Source organism: Bradyrhizobium aeschynomenes, assembly GCF_013178945.1.
Classification (GTDB): Bacteria; Pseudomonadota; Alphaproteobacteria; order Rhizobiales; family Xanthobacteraceae; genus Bradyrhizobium; species Bradyrhizobium aeschynomenes.
This window is the reverse complement of sequence record NZ_JABFDM010000003.1, coordinates 382,994-398,831: the sequence shown is the minus strand read 5'-3', so window position 1 is coordinate 398,831 and position 15,838 is coordinate 382,994. Positions and strand designations below refer to the sequence as shown.

The window sequence follows — 15,838 nt, the reverse complement described above, 5'->3', positions numbered from 1 at the left end:
GAACCGGGCATGAAAAGGACCGATCGGACGTGGTTCCGAAGGTGACAAATCGTTTAGCAAACGTTACCGCGCGAAAACTCGCATGTGAGTCGTGCGGGACGGAATTCACGTGCGATCCCGAGGGCGCCTGCTGGTGCTTCGACGAGTCCATCCGCCTGCCCTTGCCGAAGGCCGGACAGAGCCCGTTCAAGGACTGCCTGTGCGTCCATTGCCTGAAGCGGCTGGCCGGCGAGGCGGAGCGGAGCTCATGACACGGTGGCAGGTCGACGCCGTCCTGCTCGACATGGACGGCACGCTGCTCGACACCGAGAAGGTCTATCTCGAAGCATCGATCGCCGCGTTCAACGCCCTCGGCTACAGCGAAGGCGTGACCGAGCTCTGCCACGCCATGATCGGCATTCCCGGCCCCGACAACGAGCGGACGCTGCGCGACCATTTCGGCGACAACTTTCCGCTCGTTGAAGTCAATCGCCTGTTCGCGGCCAAGACCATCGAGATCCTGGATGCCGGCATGCCGCTGAAGCCGGGCGTGCTGACGCTGCTCGATGCGATCGAGGCAGCCGGCCTGCCCAAAGCCGTCGTCACCTCATCCTCGCGCCGCACCGCGTCCGAGCACCTGCGGCTCGCGCGCATCGACCACCGCTTCGATGCGGTGCTGACCCGCGACGACGTCAGTCGCGCCAAGCCGCATCCCGACCTCTATCTGCTCGCCGCCGAGCGGTTGCGGACGCGTGCGCCGGCCTGCGTGGCGATCGAGGATTCCAACCCCGGCGTCGCCGCGGCCCACGCCGCCGGCGCGATCACGCTGATGGTGCCGGACATCGTGCCGCCGACCGACGAGACACGTGCGAAATGCGAAGCCGTGTTGCCGGATCTTGATGCGGTCCGCGAGATGCTGGGATTGCGCCTGCAGTTCGTGCCGCCGACATAGCTCGCGTCTGGCCGGTTCACCGCGCGGCAGGCGGCCGGCGCGGGGCCGCGGATTTCGCGCGCCGCGCCAGCGCCGCGGTCGTCAGCGCCCGCGCGGCCTCACCCGCGGTCTCCATGTAGCTGGCATCACGATGCAGCAGCACGACCGCGAATGCGCCGTCGAGCAGCAGCAGCATCTGCCGCGCCAGCTCGCCTGACGCCGCGATGCCGGCGGCTTCGAACGTCGTCTGCAGCCAGGCCTCGAACTTCTTCTTGTGCGCGGCGCCGATCCTGATCGCGGGATGGCCGGGCAGATTGGCGAGCTCGGCCGTCGTGCGCAGGAAGCCGCAGCCGCGCCATTTCGGATGCCGAGCGGCCCGAGCAAGCTGACGGAAGATCGCGGCGATCTTGTCCGGCAACGCGCCCTCGCTGTCATCGAACCAGCGCTTGAACAGTTCGAGGTTCGGCTGGTCGCGCGCGGCGAGATAGGCCGCGACGAGATCGTCCTTGCTGCGGAAATGATAGTACAGCGTCTTCTTGGTGATGCCGGCCTTCTCGGCCACCGCATCGACGCTGACCGTGCGGATGCCCTCGGCATAGAACAGCCGGCTCGCCGCGGCGAGGATGCGCGTGCGGGTCGGATCGGACGAACGGGCCATGACTGCGCTCATGCCAATGTATACTGACCAGTGAATATACCTTGCGCGCCGGCCCGCCTAGTCTTTGCGGCATCACCTGCCAGCCTAAAGAGGCGCCCTCATGGCCGATCCCATCCTGCTCGACATCTCCGACCGCATCGCCCTGCTCACGCTCAACCGGCCGGAGCGGCTGAATGCGCTCAACTACGCCCTGATCGATGCGCTGATGGCCGCGCTCGACCGCATCGAGACGGATACCGGCATCAGGGCCGTGATCCTGACCGGCGCCGGCGACCGCGCCTTCTCCGCAGGCGCCGACATCGACGAATTCTCCGAGAGCGTCCGCCAGGGGCGCGCCACCGCGCTGCGCGACTTCGTGCGGCGCGGCCAGGCGATGACCGCGCGGCTGGAGGCGTTCAGGAAGCCGATCATCGCCGCGGTGAACGGGCTTGCGTTCGGCGGCGGCTGCGAGATCACCGAGGCGGTGCATCTGGCCGTGGCCAGCGCGCGCGCCAGCTTCGCCAAGCCGGAGATCCGGCTCGGCATGCCGCCGACCTTCGGCGGCACGCAGCGGCTGCCGCGGCTGGTCGGACGCAAGCGCGGGCTCGAGCTGCTGCTGACCGGCGATCCCTTTCCGGCGCGGCGCGCACTCGACATCGGCCTCGTCAACGCGGTGGTGCCGCATGACGAGCTGCTGCCGGCCGCCCGCGCGCTCGCCCAGCGCATCATCCGCCATGGCGAGGGTGCCGTCGCCGGTGTGATCACGGCGACGACGCGAGGGCTCAACATGGCGATCGGCGAAGGGCTGCAGGTCGAGAGCGAGCAGTTCGCGAGCCTGGTCGGCGGCGGCGACCTGACGGAAGGCCTGGCGGCGTGGTGCGAACGCCGGCCGCCGCGGCTGTCTCGCTAGACCGGAAATCCCGGCGACTTGCGCGCCAGCCCGTCGAACGCATCGAGCAGCCGCTCGCGCCAGGCGTAGATGCTGTCGGTCTCCTCCAGCAGCCTGAACGGGCTGACCACGCGCGCCCATTGGAAGCCGCCGAACACGATGTAATCGGCATAGTCGGGCGCATCGCCGCCGATGAAGGGTTGGGCCTTCAAGGTCTGGCGCAGCGGCTCCAGCGATCGGCGAAAGCCGATGACGGCCTGGTCGCGCGTGGCCATGACCTCCTCGAGAGGCTTGCCGAACCGCGCCTCGCGCGAGGTGCGGAAGTAGTCGGCATCGACCTGGTCGAGCAGCTTCGGGATGTCGGCGAGCACCAGCGGGGAGATGCCGCCGAGTATGGCGATATCGCCCCAGCTGTTGATGAAGCGCGCCATCGCGCGTCCCCCTGCGCCGCCGAACAGCGACTGGCGATCCGGATAGGCGTCCTCGAGATGGTTGGCGATCGCCCAGGAATCGACCACGGCGCGATCGCCGTCCAGCATCACCGGCACGCGCTCCGAGCCGTATGGCACGAGCACGCTCTTTTCAGTAAAGCGCCACGGGATCGTATCCGCGCTGAGGCCCTTGTGCGCCAGCGCCATCCGCGTGCGCCAGCAATACGGGCTGAACGGGCGCGCAGCATCGCGGCCAACGAGTTCGAAGAGCTTCAGTGGCATGCCGGTCCATCCTCCTGTGACGGGCCGTTCTAGCCCACCGCGCTGCTGTTGTCGCCTCGCGATTCACTCCGCCGCGACCGAGCGCTGCGCGAGCAGCAGCAGCCAGCCACCGTAGAGGACGTAGTAGCTCGCCACCGCCGTGACGATGCGGTTGGCCCAGGTCCTGAACTGCTGCTCGCTCATCGCCTCCAGCAGCCGCCGCGCCAGGGTGGTGCCGAGCATCGACGCCGCGATGGCAACGAGCGCGAGCACCGGATCGAGCTCAGCGGCCTGATCGATGATGCCGCCGAAATAGATCAGCTTGGTGAGATGGCTCGCCACCTGGCAGGTTGCCTTGGTGGCAACGATCGATCGGCGATCGAAGCGCGCGCCGAGGAAGAAGGTGTCGAGCAGCGGGCCGGACACGCCGGTCATCAGCATCAGCCCCATGCAGATCATGCCGTAGACCGCGCCCTGCCACACGCTTTCAGGGTCGGGCTTGAGGCCCGAAGGCATCAGCCGCGCCAGGAACGGGGTGACGCCGAGCAGCAGCAGCGCCACCGGCTTGTCCGGCACATAGCGGATCAGCGACCACAGCCCGAGCGCCAGCGCGCAGCCTATCAGATACACCGCGACAGGCCGCCAGCGGATGTGCCGCCGCCACAGCACCGCGCGCCAGCCGTTGGAGGCCATCTGCGTGATCGCATGCAGCACCATCGCCGCCGGCAGCGGCATGATGGCCAGGAGCACGCCGATCAGGACCAGCCCGCCCGCCATGCCGAACAGCCCCGACAGGAACGCCGTCGCGACCATCAGCAATCCGAGCGCTGCAATCAGGACGGGCGTCATGGCTGATCTCCTCTGCACGCACAGTGTCGCACTGGCGGCGGCGGCACAAACCGAGTTATCTTGCCCTGCATCAGTTTTCCTGAGGGCGGCATGCGGCGGCTTCTGTTCCTGAACGGCATCAAGGCATTCGAGGCGGCGGCGCGCACCGGCAGCTTCGCCGCGGCCGGCAGCGAGCTCAACGTCTCCGCGGCCGCGATCAGCCGCATGGTCAATTTGCTCGAGCAGCGGCTCGGCGTCGTGCTGTTCGAGCGCAAGGCCAACCGCCTGGCGCTGACCGCCACCGGCCGCGCCTACCAGAGCGGGCTGACCCCAATCTTCGATGCGCTGTCGAGCCTGACCGCGCAGATCATGGCGCCGTCGTCGATGCGTGTGCTGACGCTCGGCGTCGGCCCGACCTTCGCGATGAAATGGCTGATTCCGCGGCTGGCGGATTTCAGCACCGAGGAGCCGGACATCGAGGTGCGCATCACCACCGGCGGCGCGGCGGTGCCGTTCGGCGACGATTGGAGCTGCGGCATCAGGCTCGGCGACGGCGCCTGGCCCGGCCTCGTCGCCGAGCCGCTGTTCGCCGCCGATCTCGTGCCGGTGTGCACGCCGCGGCTTGCGGCGACGCTGAAGCGGCCGGCCGATCTCAAGGGCCCGAGCCTGCTGCGGGTGTCGCACGCGGCGGAGGACTGGTCGCTGTGGCTGAAGGCCGCCGGCGTCACCCGCGTGACCGCACGCGGCACCGAGTTCCAGTACTACGGCCATGCGCTGCAGGCCGCGATCGACGGCCTCGGCGTCGCCATGGGCATCCGCCCCTACATCGATGACGATCTCGCCGCTGGACGCCTGGTTGCACCGTTCGCGCTGACCGTCCCAAAAGGCGAGCGCTGGTATCTGGTCTATCGCAGCTTCCAGGCCGGACAGCGCGATTTCTCAGCGTTTCGGCGCTGGATCATGCGCGCGGCCGCGCAATCCGCCACACGGAACGCTCAGCGGAAGGATACTGTCAAAAAAGACACTGCGGTGTGAACCCGTTCACACTTGGCCAGACGTATTCATGCTGTCATTGCCGTTCGGGACATCCAGGACTGGGCAATGACGTACTTGTACGAGGACTTCGCCATCGAGCCGTTCGAAGCAGGGAAAGGCTTGTGGCACGCGCGGATTCGTCGCGCTGACATGACTCCGGTGGTGATCAATGGTGTTTCGTTCCCGTCTCTCGAAGTCGGCTTTGCCTGGTCGGATGCGGACATGGCGATCGCCGATGCAAAGAGCCACATCGACCGGTTCCGGAAACGGTGGGGGTAGTGAGGCGAATTTGCAGCCGACGGAGGATATCGATCGAACCCCGGGAAAAGACGGATAGCGCAGCGTGGAGCAATCTCAGAGAGTGTCATCTCCAAGTGTCCACCCCTGCGCTCTACGGTTCCAAGCCGCCATTCACAACGCCAATTCGAAATGCCGAGTGTATTCGTAATGCGGACTGCAATTCATGGCTGAGCCTGCCGTCAAACACCTCACTTATTCGGTTCGCACGCGATGCCCGGACTGTGATGCGGAACTGAGCATCCTCAGCGTCATCAATGGTCGTGGCGGCTCTGAGTACTGGGCCCTGCAATGCGTCGCCTGTCACGGCGTCCATCTCGACATCGTCGAGCCTCCCACCCGGCATTAGCCGTCATCCGCGGCGCCGCTCGCTCCGGTGCCCATCAATCCGGTGATCGCTCCCCAGGGCGATCGCCGGTTCATGGCCAGCGACTTGTCCACAGATCCTGCTGCCACCATGCTGTCAGCAAGGCGGTGGGGGGCCCGCGATCGCTCTTTCATGTCGGCTCCATCGGTCCCATATTCGGCCCATGGCGAAGACCCCCGACACCCCGAAGAAGCCCGGCCGCACACCGAAATCGAAGGCGCATCGGCCGGACGTTCAGCCGATCGCGCCGGCTCTCGCCGAGCTGCTCAACCCCGCCATCAATCGAGGCGAGAGCGGGATCGGGTCCTCAACCGGACTGACGCCGCCGCCCGATAATTCCTGGGACCGCCGCAGCGGCGGCGAGGCCGCCGCGCACCGGGCGCGCGTGTCGACCAGGGACAAGAGCGCGGACGTTGCAAGCCGCGATTCGGCGAACCGCTCGATGCCGCTGCGGCCGAATCCGCAGCCCAGCGGTGCGCGTCCGGCTGAGGGCGCGGGCGACGCCGAGGAGCGGGCCGGCCTGTCCGAAGCCCCGCAGGCCAATTACGGCACGGCGGCCACCATCCCGACGCTCGATCCCGAGCTGGCGCGGCAGCTCGGCCTGCCCACGGCCGAGGACGACGACGAAGCCCTGGCGCGCCCGCCGCGCAACAAGATGGAGGCGCTCGGCGTCAAGGCGACGGCGGAAGCGCTGGAGTCGCTGATCCGCGAAGGCCGTCCCGAGTTCCGCAAGGACGACGGCAGCTTGCGAGTGTGGACTCCACACCGGCCGCCACGTCCGGAGAAGAGCGAAGGCGGCGTCCGCTTCGAGATCAAGTCGGCCTATGAGCCGAAGGGCGACCAGCCGCAGGCGATCAAGGAGCTGGTCGAGGGCATCGCCCGCAACGACCGCACCCAGGTGCTGCTCGGCGTCACCGGCTCGGGCAAGACCTACACCATGGCCAAGGTGATCGAGGCGACGCAGCGTCCGGCGATCATCCTCGCGCCGAACAAGACGCTGGCCGCGCAGCTCTATGGCGAGTTCAAGAGCTTCTTCCCCGACAACGCAGTCGAGTACTTCGTCTCCTATTACGACTACTACCAGCCCGAGGCCTACGTCCCCAGAACCGACACCTATATCGAGAAGGACTCCTCGATCAACGAGCAGATCGACCGCATGCGCCACGCCGCGACGCGCGCGCTGCTGGAGCGCGACGATGTCATCATCGTCGCCTCGGTGTCCTGCATCTACGGTATCGGCTCGGTCGAGACCTACACCGCGATGACCTTTGCGCTGAAGAAGGGCGAGCGCATCGACCAGCGCCAGCTGATCGCCGACCTCGTCGCCCTGCAATACAAGCGCACCCAGCATGACTTTACCCGCGGTACCTTCCGTGTGCGCGGTGACGTCGTCGACATCTTCCCGGCGCACTATGAGGACCGCGCCTGGCGCGTGAACCTGTTCGGCGACACCGTGGAGAACATCGAGGAGTTCGATCCGCTCACCGGCCACAAGCAGGACGAACTCGAGTTCATCAAGGTCTACGCCAACTCGCACTACGTCACGCCGCGCCCGACCCTGGTGCAGGCGATCAAGTCGATCAAGCACGAGCTGAAGATCCGGCTCGACCAGTTGCACGCGCAGGGCCGCCTGCTCGAGGCGCAGCGGCTGGAGCAGCGCACCACCTTCGACATCGAGATGATGGAGGCGACCGGCAGTTGCGCCGGCATCGAGAACTACTCGCGCTATCTCACCGGCCGCCTGCCCGGCGAGCCGCCGCCGACCTTGTTCGAATACGTCCCCGACAACGCGCTGGTCTTCGCCGACGAGAGCCACGTCACCATCCCGCAGATCGGCGGCATGTTCCGCGGCGACTTCCGCCGCAAGGCGACCTTGGCCGAATACGGCTTCCGCCTGCCCTCCTGCATGGACAACCGCCCGCTGCGCTTCGAGGAATGGGACATGATGCGGCCGCAGACGGTCGCGGTGTCGGCAACCCCGAGCGGCTGGGAGATCAACGAGGCCGGCGGCGTGTTCGTCGAGCAGGTCATCCGCCCCACCGGACTGATTGATCCGCCCGTGAACATCCGCCCCGCGCGCACCCAGGTCGATGATCTCCTGGGCGAGGTCCGCGCCACGGCGCAGGCCGGCTATCGCTCGCTGATCACGGTGCTGACCAAGCGCATGGCCGAGGATCTCACCGAATATCTGCACGAGCAGGGCATCCGCGTCCGCTACATGCATTCGGACATCGACACCATCGAGCGCATCGAGATCATCCGCGACCTTCGCCTCGGCGCGTTCGACGCCCTGGTCGGCATCAACCTGCTGCGCGAAGGCCTCGACATTCCCGAATGCGCGCTGGTCGCGATCCTCGACGCCGACAAGGAAGGTTTCCTGCGCAGCGAGACGTCGCTGATCCAGACCATCGGCCGCGCCGCGCGCAACGTCGACGGCAAGGTGATCCTCTATGCCGACCAGATGACCGGCTCGATGGAGCGCGCCATCGCCGAGACCAACCGCCGCCGCGAAAAGCAGGTCGAGTACAACACGGCCCACGGCATCACGCCGGAGAGCGTCAAGAAGTCGATCGGCGACATCCTCAACTCGGTCTATGAGCGCGACCATGTGCTGATCGAGACCGGCGGCGGCACCGCCACCGACGACGCGATCTCGATCGGGCACAATTTCGAGACGGTGCTGGCCGATCTCGAAACCCGCATGCGCGAGGCCGCCGCCGATTTGAACTTCGAGGAGGCCGCCCGCCTCCGCGACGAGGTCAAGCGCCTGCGCGCCACCGAGCTCGCCGTCGTCGACGACCCCACCGCCAAACAGCGCACCGTGCAGAGCAAGGCCGGCGCTTACGCCGGCGCCAAGAAATACGGCGACGCCGCCAATCTGCCGACCACGGCCATGAAGGGCCGCGGCGTGTCCGCGCGAGGAGGATCGAAGTTGCGCGAGCGCGACCCGCTGGCCCCTTCCCTCGACGACATCCTCAGCGGCGGCTCCCGCCACGAAGACGGTCCCTCCGCCCCCTCTCCCCGTTCTTCACGGGGAGAGGGTCGGGGTGAGGGGCGCCCCACGGGGACTCCCTCCACCTCCAAAGTCCACAAGCCCCACCTCGACGAGATGCACGGCCCGGAATCCCTGCCCTACCGCCCCAACGCCAAGCTGCCGCCCAAGCCGTTCGGCAGCAGCAGCAAGATCATCCAGCCGACCAACTCTCGCGAGTCCGGCCCGGAGTTCGGTCCCGCCCCGCGCTCGACCGGCGGCGCACCGGGCAAGCGTGGCGGGTGGAAGAAGCGGTAGGACGCGTCCATCGAAAGGCCGGAGACTAACAAGAGTCGAACTCACAACTGATACTTCCGACGCGGCTGCCCCTTCCCCGTCCCCGTGAAGAACGGGGAGGGGGAGTGGACCGTCAGCGCGGCGGGCAATGATGACAACGGGGGGGCCGTTGCGTTTATCACGTCGTTGGCGCACTGTTTCTCGACACGGTCGGTGCAACCTCTCCCCGCCCTTTGCGGGGAGAGGTCGGATTGCGCAGCAATCCGGGTGAGGGGCATGGCACATGCGGGGCCCAGATCTCAAATCCATCGGACGGGCACGGCGGCTCCGTGTCGATCAGACAGACGCGGAGACTGCGCTGTGGAACAGGATTCGTAACCGCCAACTGCAAGGTTACAAGTTCGTTCGGCAGCGACCCATTGCGGAATACATCTGCGATTTCGTCTGTCGGGAAATATCTCTCATCATCGAGGTTGATGGCGGGCAGCACAGCGAGTCCGCAGGAGACGTCGTTCGCGATCATCGGCTCGCCGAGGAGGGCTATCGGGTCCTTCGTTTCTGGAACAACGATGTTCTAGGAAATATAGAAGGGGTCCTCACTGTCATTCAGCAAGAGATGGCGAACAAGGGATAGGTCGCTGAGGAAGTGGCACCGCCCGTGCGGCTGCCCCTCACCCCAACCCTCTCCCCGTGAAGAACGGGGAGAGGGAGCGCACCTCGATTGTGGCGACGGCCGTCCTGCGTCGCTGCTCGTCGTTCCCATCCCTCCCGCCACTTTCCTTCGGAAAATGAAAAATGACTTGACATTTTCGCCAAATCAGCACTAGTCTCCCGCCCGTTCCGTTGCGTCGGAGGGGACGTATCGCGGTCGTCATGGACGTCGGCAGCGGAATGCGGTGGGCATGTCGGGTCGCAGCGTGAAGTGATTTGCGCCGACGAACGATCCGGCACGCACGGTGAAGTCGCGTGGTCCTGACCTCCCGGTGCTGAGGTCAAGCGTGCGGGCGGTGCGGCGAGCACCGCGTGCAGGTGATGGGGGCAAGACAGCCGGTCCCCAGGGAGATCGCGTATAAATCGTAACGCCATCGCGCAGGGAGGGCCGGGTGTGTTCGGCCAGACCTGTGGTACCTGCCGCCTGCATTTTTTTCGCAGGCGGGCCACGGGCGCGGCCAGCGCCCGGCCTTCCCTGCGCCCTTCGATGTGGAGGGCGGTGCTGAGAGCAAAGCTCGGACGCGATGTGCGCCGCGAGAACGAGGCGATGCGTCCGCAGTGTCGATTGCTGATGCAGATCGTAGTTGTGGGGCCGTGAATGCGCCTCATCCTCCACTGTCGTCCCGGACAAGCCGCTGCGCGCGGCAGCGCGTTGCGGCGCCGATCCGGGATCCATACGCCGCGGCAGTCGTGATGAGCACAAAGCCAACGGCCAGCGTGCCTCAATCCGCACCCTGGCGGGTATGGGTCCCGGCGTTCGCCGGGACGACGCGTGTGGGCGGGATTGATGCCACACACTCCGTTGTCATCGCCCGGCTTGACCGGGCGATCCAGTACTCCGAGACGTTCGTGATTGGATCGATGGGTCGCGGCGTACTGGATTCCCCGCTTTCGCGGGGAATGACAGTGGGGACTAAAGGCGACGCTTCCGATGTAGGGACGGTCAGCTCAATCGAACGAAGTTCGACAGTCTCAGCCGAGATGCCTCAGCCACCCCGTCGAACTCGACAACCTCAATCGACCAACCTCAGTCGAACAGGCTCGACACCGATTCTTCTGCCGCCGTGCGGCCGATGGCCTCCGCGATCAGCGGCGCGATCGGCAGCGCGCGGATGTTCGGGGCGTTGCGCACCGCCTCCGTCGGCATGATGGAGTCGGTGATGACGAGCTCCTTCAGCCTGGAAGAGGTGATGCGGGTCGCGGCGCCGCCGGAGAGCACGCCATGGGTGATGTAGGCGTAGACGTCCTTGGCGCCGTATTTCAGCAGCGCATCGGCTGCGTTCACCAGCGTGCCGCCGGAATCGACGATGTCGTCGATCAGAATGCAGGTGTGGCCGGAGACGTCGCCGATCACGTTCATGACCTCGGACTCGCCGGGGCGCTCGCGGCGCTTGTCGACGATCGCGAGCGGCGTGTTGATGCGCTTGGCGAGGCCGCGGGCGCGCGCCACGCCGCCGACGTCGGGCGACACCACCATGACGTTGGAGAGATCGAAGCGGTCCTTGATGTCGCGCACCATCAGCGGCGCGGCATAGAGGTTGTCGGTCGGAATGTCGAAGAAGCCCTGGATCTGCCCGGCATGCAGGTCGAGCGTCATGACGCGGTCGACGCCGGCATGGGTGATCAGGTTGGCGACCAGCTTGGCCGAGATCGGCGTGCGCGAGCCGGACTTGCGGTCCTGCCGGGCGTAGCCGAAATACGGAACCACCGCGGTGATGCGGCGCGCGGAGGCGCGGCGCAGCGCATCGGTGATGATCAAGAGCTCCATCAGCAGGTCGTTCGCCGGATAGGACGTCGACTGGATGATGAAGACGTCGGAGCCGCGCACGTTCTCCTGGATCTCGACGAAGATCTCCATGTCGGCGAAGCGCCGGACCACGGCCTTCGTCAGCGGCAGGCCGAGCTCGGCGGCGATGCCAGCGGCCAGGGCCGGATTGGAATTTCCGGCGACGAGTTTGATGGAGCCGTTCTTGGCCGACATCGCGAATTCTCCTCGCGGCTCGCTGGAGACCTTGTTCAGCATATCGGGTTATCCGTGGAACCGGCGGTTTTGCACGGGCGAGGTGATATCAAGGACACTGCGCAGCTGGCAACCCGCCGCAGGTGTTTTTCCCGGTCAAAAGCGGCGCAAAATGCGCCTCTTTGCCTAATGGTCGGTGTAGCCGAGGGCGGCGACGCCGGTGCCGTCGGACGACGGCGCGACGGATTCGACGGCGGCAACGGCAGGGCCGCGCGCGGCCGGCACCGCCGGCGGCGCGCTCTCGCTCGGCGGCGCGCCGTTCAGCATGTTGGCGAGCCCGCTGAATCCGGCCTGTGCGATCTTCCTGAGCACCATGTCGTCGACATTGTTCCAGGGATCGCGGCCGCCGCGTCCGACCGGCTCTTCGCCCGACAGACGCAGCGCGCGCTGCTGATTACGATCATAGACGTCGAACACCCAGGCGATCACGCTCTTGCCGCTGACGACCTGGGCGGAGAGATAGGTGCGGACGCGATAGGCGGCGGGCGCCTCGCGCGAGACGACGGCAAGGCTGCGCAGCTTGGACTCGCTGTCGAGCACGCTGACCATGCGGTCGAAGATCTGCGGCGGCGGGCCGTCGATCTGCTCGAAGGCGATGGTGGCGCCACTCGACGACGGCGCCATTGCATAGGCGTTGGACGGGCCGCTGCTGCTCGCGCAGCCGCCGAGCGTTGCAGCAGCCGCGATCAGCAAGGCGGCAACGCAGGCGTGCTGCGCGGCGCGGCTGATCCGTCGAAGTGGTGTCGGCGCTCCCCTCATCGTCGGGAGCGATATCGTTAAAATCGATTAACGTCTAGGTCGCGGCTGCCACAGATTGGGACAGAGTGCACTCAGTTGTACAGAAAGGGTTAAGCAATCCACATGCGGCCACAATCGCGCCCCGCTTCAGCCTTCCAGCATGATCGCATGAACGTGCCGGCCATAGTCCGGCTCCTTGCGATGCACCGAGCGGCGGTAACTGAAGAAGCGCTCATCCGCATAGGTGTCGAGGCCGAGGTCGTCGATCAGCAGCACGCCGGCGTTTTCCAGCCGCATCCGGATGAAGCCGCCGAGATCGAACATCGCATGCCCCTCGCGGACCGAGGGCAGGAAGAAGCGCGCGTGCTCGGCATCGTCGTCGATGAAGCGGGTGACGAACTCGGCGCCGACCTCGTAGCTCTGCTGGCGGATCAGCGGGCCGATGGCGACAACGATCCGGCCGCGCTCGGCGCCGAGTTGCTCCATCGCCTGCAGCGTCGCTTCGAGGACGCCGGTCAATGCCCCCTTCCAGCCGGCATGCGCCGCGCCAATCACGCGCCGCTCGGGATCGGCGAACAGAATCGGCCCGCAATCGGCCGTCGTCACCCCGATCGCCAGATTGGGCGTAGCGGTGACCAGCGCATCGGCCTTCGGCCGGACCGGACCTTCCCATGGTCCGGTGGCAACCACGACGTCTGGCGAATGGATCTGATGAACGCTGAGGAATTGCTCGGGCGCGACGCCGAGATGCAGCGCCATGCGGCGGCGGTTTTCCCGCACGGCGTCCGGCTGATCGTTCGATCCCAGGCCGCCATTGAGGCCCGCATAGATGCCGTCGGAGACGCCGCCCTCGCGGGTGAAGAAGGCGTGGCGCAGCCCGGGGATCGCGGACATCACATCCGATGACACCAGCATCACGCGCCTCCCGTCTTCTCGTTGGTGTGCTCGTCGCTGATCCCGGCCAGCATGGGAATCGACGGATCGGACACGCCGAGCACCTTGAACAGCGAGCCCATGCCCTCGCGGCCGCCGCCGGTGAGGCGCTTCAGGCCGCTCGCAATGTCGGCGGAGACCTCGGGCGAGGCCTTCTGCATCAATGTGAGCGCCCGCGTCTCGATGCCGAGCCGCTGCAGGAACTCGCCCTGCGTGACCGGACCGTGCACGCGCGCGCCGACGGCATCCGCCGCTCGCGCGAGCGCATCGAAGTCGACATGCGCGGTGATGTCGGCAAGGCCGGGCGTCTTCAGCGGATCGGCGAAGCTGTGGCGGGCGATCGCCTGGAACGTGTCGCCGACGTCGCTGCGGACATGCCCGTAATCGACGATCACCGCGGCGCCGCGCTGCTCGCGGATGCGCTTGGCAATCGCCATCATCTCCGTGTTCGGCCGCCATTCGAAGATCGCGCCGGCCGGCGCGGCGCGCACCAGCGGCGGCAGCAGCAGCTCGAAGCCTGCGGTCGGATCCGCGGCCGCGCCATAGACGAAGTTCTCCTCCTCGTCGAGCTCGACCACGCGCTCGTGCCAGCCGGTCTCGCGCCGGATCATCTGATGCACCGGCAGCACGTCGAAATACTCGTTGGCGAAGATGACGCTCGGCCCCTCCGGCACGTCGTCGAAGCTGTCGTGCCAGGTGACGTTGCGCAGCCCGGTCAGCGTCGCCTTCTGCTTCTCGCGCAGCACGGGATTGATCTCCACCAGATGCACCGAGAGCGTCTGGTACAGCGGCGGCAGCACGCGCAGCGCGCGCAGCGCATCCGACATCATGGTGCCGCGGCCCGGCCCCAGCTCGATCAGCCGGAACTGCTGCGGCGAGCCGGCCGCCTTCCAGATCGACGCCGCCCACAGGCCGAGCAGCTCGCCGAACATCTGGCTCACCTCGGGCGCGGTGGTGAAGTCGCCCTCGCGTCCGAGCGGATCGCGCGAGATGTAGTAGCCGTGCTCCGGATGCATCAGGCACAGCTGCATGTAGCGCCAGACCGGCATCGGGCCCGACGCCTTGATCAGCCGCTTGATCTCGGTGTGGAGCGGAGACGTCTCGATCACGGCTGGGCCTGCAGCGAGGGAGTGGCGTGATGTACGCTGGGCTTGCGCAACGCCCTGATCACCAGGATCGCACCGACGATCAGCATCGGCACCGACAGCAGCATGCCCATGGTCATGCCGCGCCAGAGGAAGCCGAGTTGCGGATCGGGTTCGCGGAACAGCTCGCTGACGATGCGGGCTGCGCCATACAGGCCGACGAAACTGCCGAGGATGAATCCGGGCCGTTTCAATGCTCCGAACCGGATCATGACAGCCAGGATGCAGAACAGCAGCAGGCCCTCGAGGCCAGCCTCGTAGAGCTGGCTCGGGTGACGCGGCAGATGGGTGGGATCGGTCGGAAAGATCATGGCCCAAGGGAGATCAGGATCAGCCGCCCTGCCCCACAATTCCGGTTTGATGAAATTGGCGATGCGGCCCAGCAGCAGGCCGATCGGCGCGACCGCGGTGGTGATGTCGCCGAGGGAGAGGATCGGCAGGCCGTTGCGGCGGGCAAACCAGATCACGGCAATGACGCAGCCCATGAAGCCGCCATGGAACGACATGCCGCCGTTCCACAGCTGAAAGATGTCGAGCGGATCCTGGATGAAGTGAGGGAGATTGTAGAACAGCACATAGCCGGTACGGCCGCCCAGAATGATGCCGATCGTGACCCAAAGGATGAAGTCGTCCAGCTGCACGGCGGACACCGGCGCCGGACCGCCCCACAGCCGCTCCTTCTTCAGGAGCGAGCGGGCATAGAACCATCCGATCACGATGCCGCAGATATAGGCCAGCGCGTACCAGCGGATGGCGAGCGGGCCGATCGCGATCGCGACCGGATCGAACACGGGGAAGTCGATGAGGAGAGGCGTCATTTACAGGCTTTCATGGGCACGGCATTCCGGTGTCCGGGGAAGCACGCGGGCGATGCGGGCTCTGAACGGGCCCCGCCACAGGGACGGCGCGATGTCATCCATCGATGTCATCCAGGGCCGCTCATACAGCGCGGCGGGCCGACGCAACAAGTACGATGACAAGGAAACCGCGGCATGACAAGACGGGCCCATCTTGAAGGTGGCGGGACGGATCGCCATCCTGTGAGCGAGCGCGAGGCGGAAAGCGGAGTTTGAGCATGACCCAGACCAACAACCGGTTTTTCGACGAGATCGGCCGCCTGATGAACGACGCCGCCGGCGCCGCCCAGGGCATGAAGCGGGAGGTCGATTCCGTCATCCGCAACCAGGCGGAAAAGATCCTGAACGACCTCGACATCGTGAAGCGCGAGGAGTTCGAGGCGGTCAAGGACATGGCCCGGCTCGCCCGCGAGGAGAACGAGGCGCTGAAGGCGCGGATCGCGGCGCTGGAAGCCAAGCTCGGCGGAGCGGCCGGCACGCCGGGCGCCGGCAGCGCGGATGGCTGACGCCG

General features: G+C 66.6%; 16 protein-coding genes. 8 read left to right on the top strand and 8 right to left on the bottom strand.

Annotated features, from left to right (window positions below; genetic code table 11):
• Positions 1-29: 29 nt before the first annotated feature.
• A complete protein-coding gene (locus tag HL666_RS10850; protein ID WP_172112384.1) occupies positions 30-251 on the top strand; it encodes a cysteine-rich CWC family protein in 222 nt (73 codons plus the stop codon).
• Complete coding sequence (locus HL666_RS10845; RefSeq protein ID WP_172112385.1) at positions 248-931, top strand: HAD family hydrolase; 684 nt, start codon at positions 248-250, stop codon at positions 929-931. Before HL666_RS10850 ends, HL666_RS10845 begins: the two co-directional genes overlap by 4 nt.
• Positions 932-947: 16 nt before the next feature.
• Here HL666_RS10845 and HL666_RS10840 read toward each other — a convergent pair whose 3' ends face one another.
• The gene (locus HL666_RS10840) at positions 948-1,568 is read right to left on the bottom strand and encodes a TetR/AcrR family transcriptional regulator (RefSeq protein WP_172112386.1); all 621 of its coding nucleotides are present in this window, start codon (positions 1,566-1,568) and stop codon (positions 948-950) included.
• Positions 1,569-1,668: 100 nt separating this feature from the next.
• Here HL666_RS10840 and HL666_RS10835 point away from each other — a divergent pair, with 100 nt between their 5' ends.
• Positions 1,669-2,457: a crotonase/enoyl-CoA hydratase family protein gene (locus HL666_RS10835; protein ID WP_172132325.1), complete on the top strand. Its 789-nt coding sequence runs from the start codon at positions 1,669-1,671 to the stop codon at positions 2,455-2,457.
• On the opposite strand, the gene HL666_RS10830 is transcribed toward HL666_RS10835, so the two are convergent.
• Positions 2,454-3,149, bottom strand: coding sequence for a glutathione S-transferase family protein (locus HL666_RS10830; protein ID WP_172181347.1), 696 nt, complete (start codon positions 3,147-3,149; stop codon positions 2,454-2,456). The genes HL666_RS10835 and HL666_RS10830 overlap by 4 nt on opposite strands.
• A gap of 63 nt (positions 3,150-3,212) precedes the next feature.
• On the bottom strand, positions 3,213-3,977 hold the full coding sequence (locus HL666_RS10825) for a sulfite exporter TauE/SafE family protein (protein ID WP_172181345.1): 765 nt from the start codon (positions 3,975-3,977) through the stop codon (positions 3,213-3,215).
• Positions 3,978-4,067: 90 nt separating this feature from the next.
• On the opposite strand from HL666_RS10825, the gene HL666_RS10820 reads away from it, so the two are divergent.
• The 4 genes from HL666_RS10820 (at position 4,068) to HL666_RS10805 (ending at position 9,557) form a co-directional block, all read left to right on the top strand.
• Positions 4,068-4,991, top strand: a complete 924-nt coding sequence (locus tag HL666_RS10820; protein ID WP_172112390.1) for a LysR substrate-binding domain-containing protein — start codon at positions 4,068-4,070, stop codon at positions 4,989-4,991.
• A 66-nt stretch (positions 4,992-5,057) separates the two neighbouring features.
• Positions 5,058-5,270, top strand: coding sequence for a hypothetical protein (locus tag HL666_RS10815; protein ID WP_172112391.1), 213 nt, complete (start codon positions 5,058-5,060; stop codon positions 5,268-5,270).
• A gap of 548 nt (positions 5,271-5,818) precedes the next feature.
• Positions 5,819-8,944, top strand: coding sequence for an excinuclease ABC subunit UvrB (uvrB, locus tag HL666_RS10810; RefSeq protein WP_172181343.1), 3,126 nt, complete (start codon positions 5,819-5,821; stop codon positions 8,942-8,944).
• 262 nt (positions 8,945-9,206) lie between these two features.
• Positions 9,207-9,557, top strand: coding sequence for an endonuclease domain-containing protein (locus HL666_RS10805; protein ID WP_172112393.1), 351 nt, complete (start codon positions 9,207-9,209; stop codon positions 9,555-9,557).
• Positions 9,558-10,661: 1,104 nt separating this feature from the next.
• Here the strand turns inward: HL666_RS10805 and HL666_RS10800 are convergent.
• The 5 genes from HL666_RS10800 to lgt form a co-directional block, all read right to left on the bottom strand.
• A complete protein-coding gene (locus HL666_RS10800; protein ID WP_172112515.1) occupies positions 10,662-11,615 on the bottom strand; it encodes a ribose-phosphate pyrophosphokinase in 954 nt (317 codons plus the stop codon).
• A 165-nt stretch (positions 11,616-11,780) separates the two neighbouring features.
• Complete coding sequence (locus tag HL666_RS10795) at positions 11,781-12,413, bottom strand: hypothetical protein (protein WP_172112394.1); 633 nt, start codon at positions 12,411-12,413, stop codon at positions 11,781-11,783.
• 126 nt (positions 12,414-12,539) lie between these two features.
• Positions 12,540-13,286 (bottom strand): peptidoglycan editing factor PgeF, encoded by a 747-nt coding sequence (pgeF, locus tag HL666_RS10790; protein WP_376698589.1) that lies wholly within the window; start codon positions 13,284-13,286, stop codon positions 12,540-12,542.
• A 20-nt stretch (positions 13,287-13,306) separates the two neighbouring features.
• The gene (locus HL666_RS10785; protein ID WP_172181341.1) at positions 13,307-14,434 is read right to left on the bottom strand and encodes a class I SAM-dependent methyltransferase; all 1,128 of its coding nucleotides are present in this window, start codon (positions 14,432-14,434) and stop codon (positions 13,307-13,309) included.
• On the bottom strand, positions 14,431-15,288 hold the full coding sequence (gene lgt / locus HL666_RS10780) for a prolipoprotein diacylglyceryl transferase (protein ID WP_172181339.1): 858 nt from the start codon (positions 15,286-15,288) through the stop codon (positions 14,431-14,433). Before lgt ends, HL666_RS10785 begins: the two co-directional genes overlap by 4 nt.
• A gap of 257 nt (positions 15,289-15,545) precedes the next feature.
• Between lgt and HL666_RS10775 the strand changes: the two genes are divergently transcribed.
• On the top strand, positions 15,546-15,833 hold the full coding sequence (locus tag HL666_RS10775) for an accessory factor UbiK family protein (protein ID WP_172112398.1): 288 nt from the start codon (positions 15,546-15,548) through the stop codon (positions 15,831-15,833).
• Positions 15,834-15,838 lie beyond the last annotated feature (5 nt).

What these genes read in the sequence shown, in the direction of transcription:
- HL666_RS10840 (WP_172112386.1), bottom strand. Translation starts at nt 1,568, where the DNA reads ATGGCCCGTTCGTCCGATCCGACCCGCACGCGCATCCTCGCCGCGGCG.
- HL666_RS10795 (WP_172112394.1), bottom strand. Translation starts at nt 12,413, where the DNA reads ATGAGGGGAGCGCCGACACCACTTCGACGGATCAGCCGCGCCGCGCAG.
- HL666_RS10815 (WP_172112391.1), top strand. Translation starts at nt 5,058, where the DNA reads ATGACGTACTTGTACGAGGACTTCGCCATCGAGCCGTTCGAAGCAGGG.
- HL666_RS10820 (WP_172112390.1), top strand. Translation starts at nt 4,068, where the DNA reads ATGCGGCGGCTTCTGTTCCTGAACGGCATCAAGGCATTCGAGGCGGCG.
- HL666_RS10830 (WP_172181347.1), bottom strand. Translation starts at nt 3,149, where the DNA reads ATGCCACTGAAGCTCTTCGAACTCGTTGGCCGCGATGCTGCGCGCCCG.
- HL666_RS10845 (WP_172112385.1), top strand. Translation starts at nt 248, where the DNA reads ATGACACGGTGGCAGGTCGACGCCGTCCTGCTCGACATGGACGGCACG.
- HL666_RS10825 (WP_172181345.1), bottom strand. Translation starts at nt 3,977, where the DNA reads ATGACGCCCGTCCTGATTGCAGCGCTCGGATTGCTGATGGTCGCGACG.
- HL666_RS10800 (WP_172112515.1), bottom strand. Translation starts at nt 11,615, where the DNA reads ATGTCGGCCAAGAACGGCTCCATCAAACTCGTCGCCGGAAATTCCAAT.
- HL666_RS10805 (WP_172112393.1), top strand. Translation starts at nt 9,207, where the DNA reads ATGCGGGGCCCAGATCTCAAATCCATCGGACGGGCACGGCGGCTCCGT.
- HL666_RS10775 (WP_172112398.1), top strand. Translation starts at nt 15,546, where the DNA reads ATGACCCAGACCAACAACCGGTTTTTCGACGAGATCGGCCGCCTGATG.
- lgt (WP_172181339.1), bottom strand. Translation starts at nt 15,288, where the DNA reads ATGACGCCTCTCCTCATCGACTTCCCCGTGTTCGATCCGGTCGCGATC.
- HL666_RS10835 (WP_172132325.1), top strand. Translation starts at nt 1,669, where the DNA reads ATGGCCGATCCCATCCTGCTCGACATCTCCGACCGCATCGCCCTGCTC.
- pgeF (WP_376698589.1), bottom strand. Translation starts at nt 13,286, where the DNA reads ATGTCCGCGATCCCCGGGCTGCGCCACGCCTTCTTCACCCGCGAGGGC.
- uvrB (WP_172181343.1), top strand. Translation starts at nt 5,819, where the DNA reads ATGGCGAAGACCCCCGACACCCCGAAGAAGCCCGGCCGCACACCGAAA.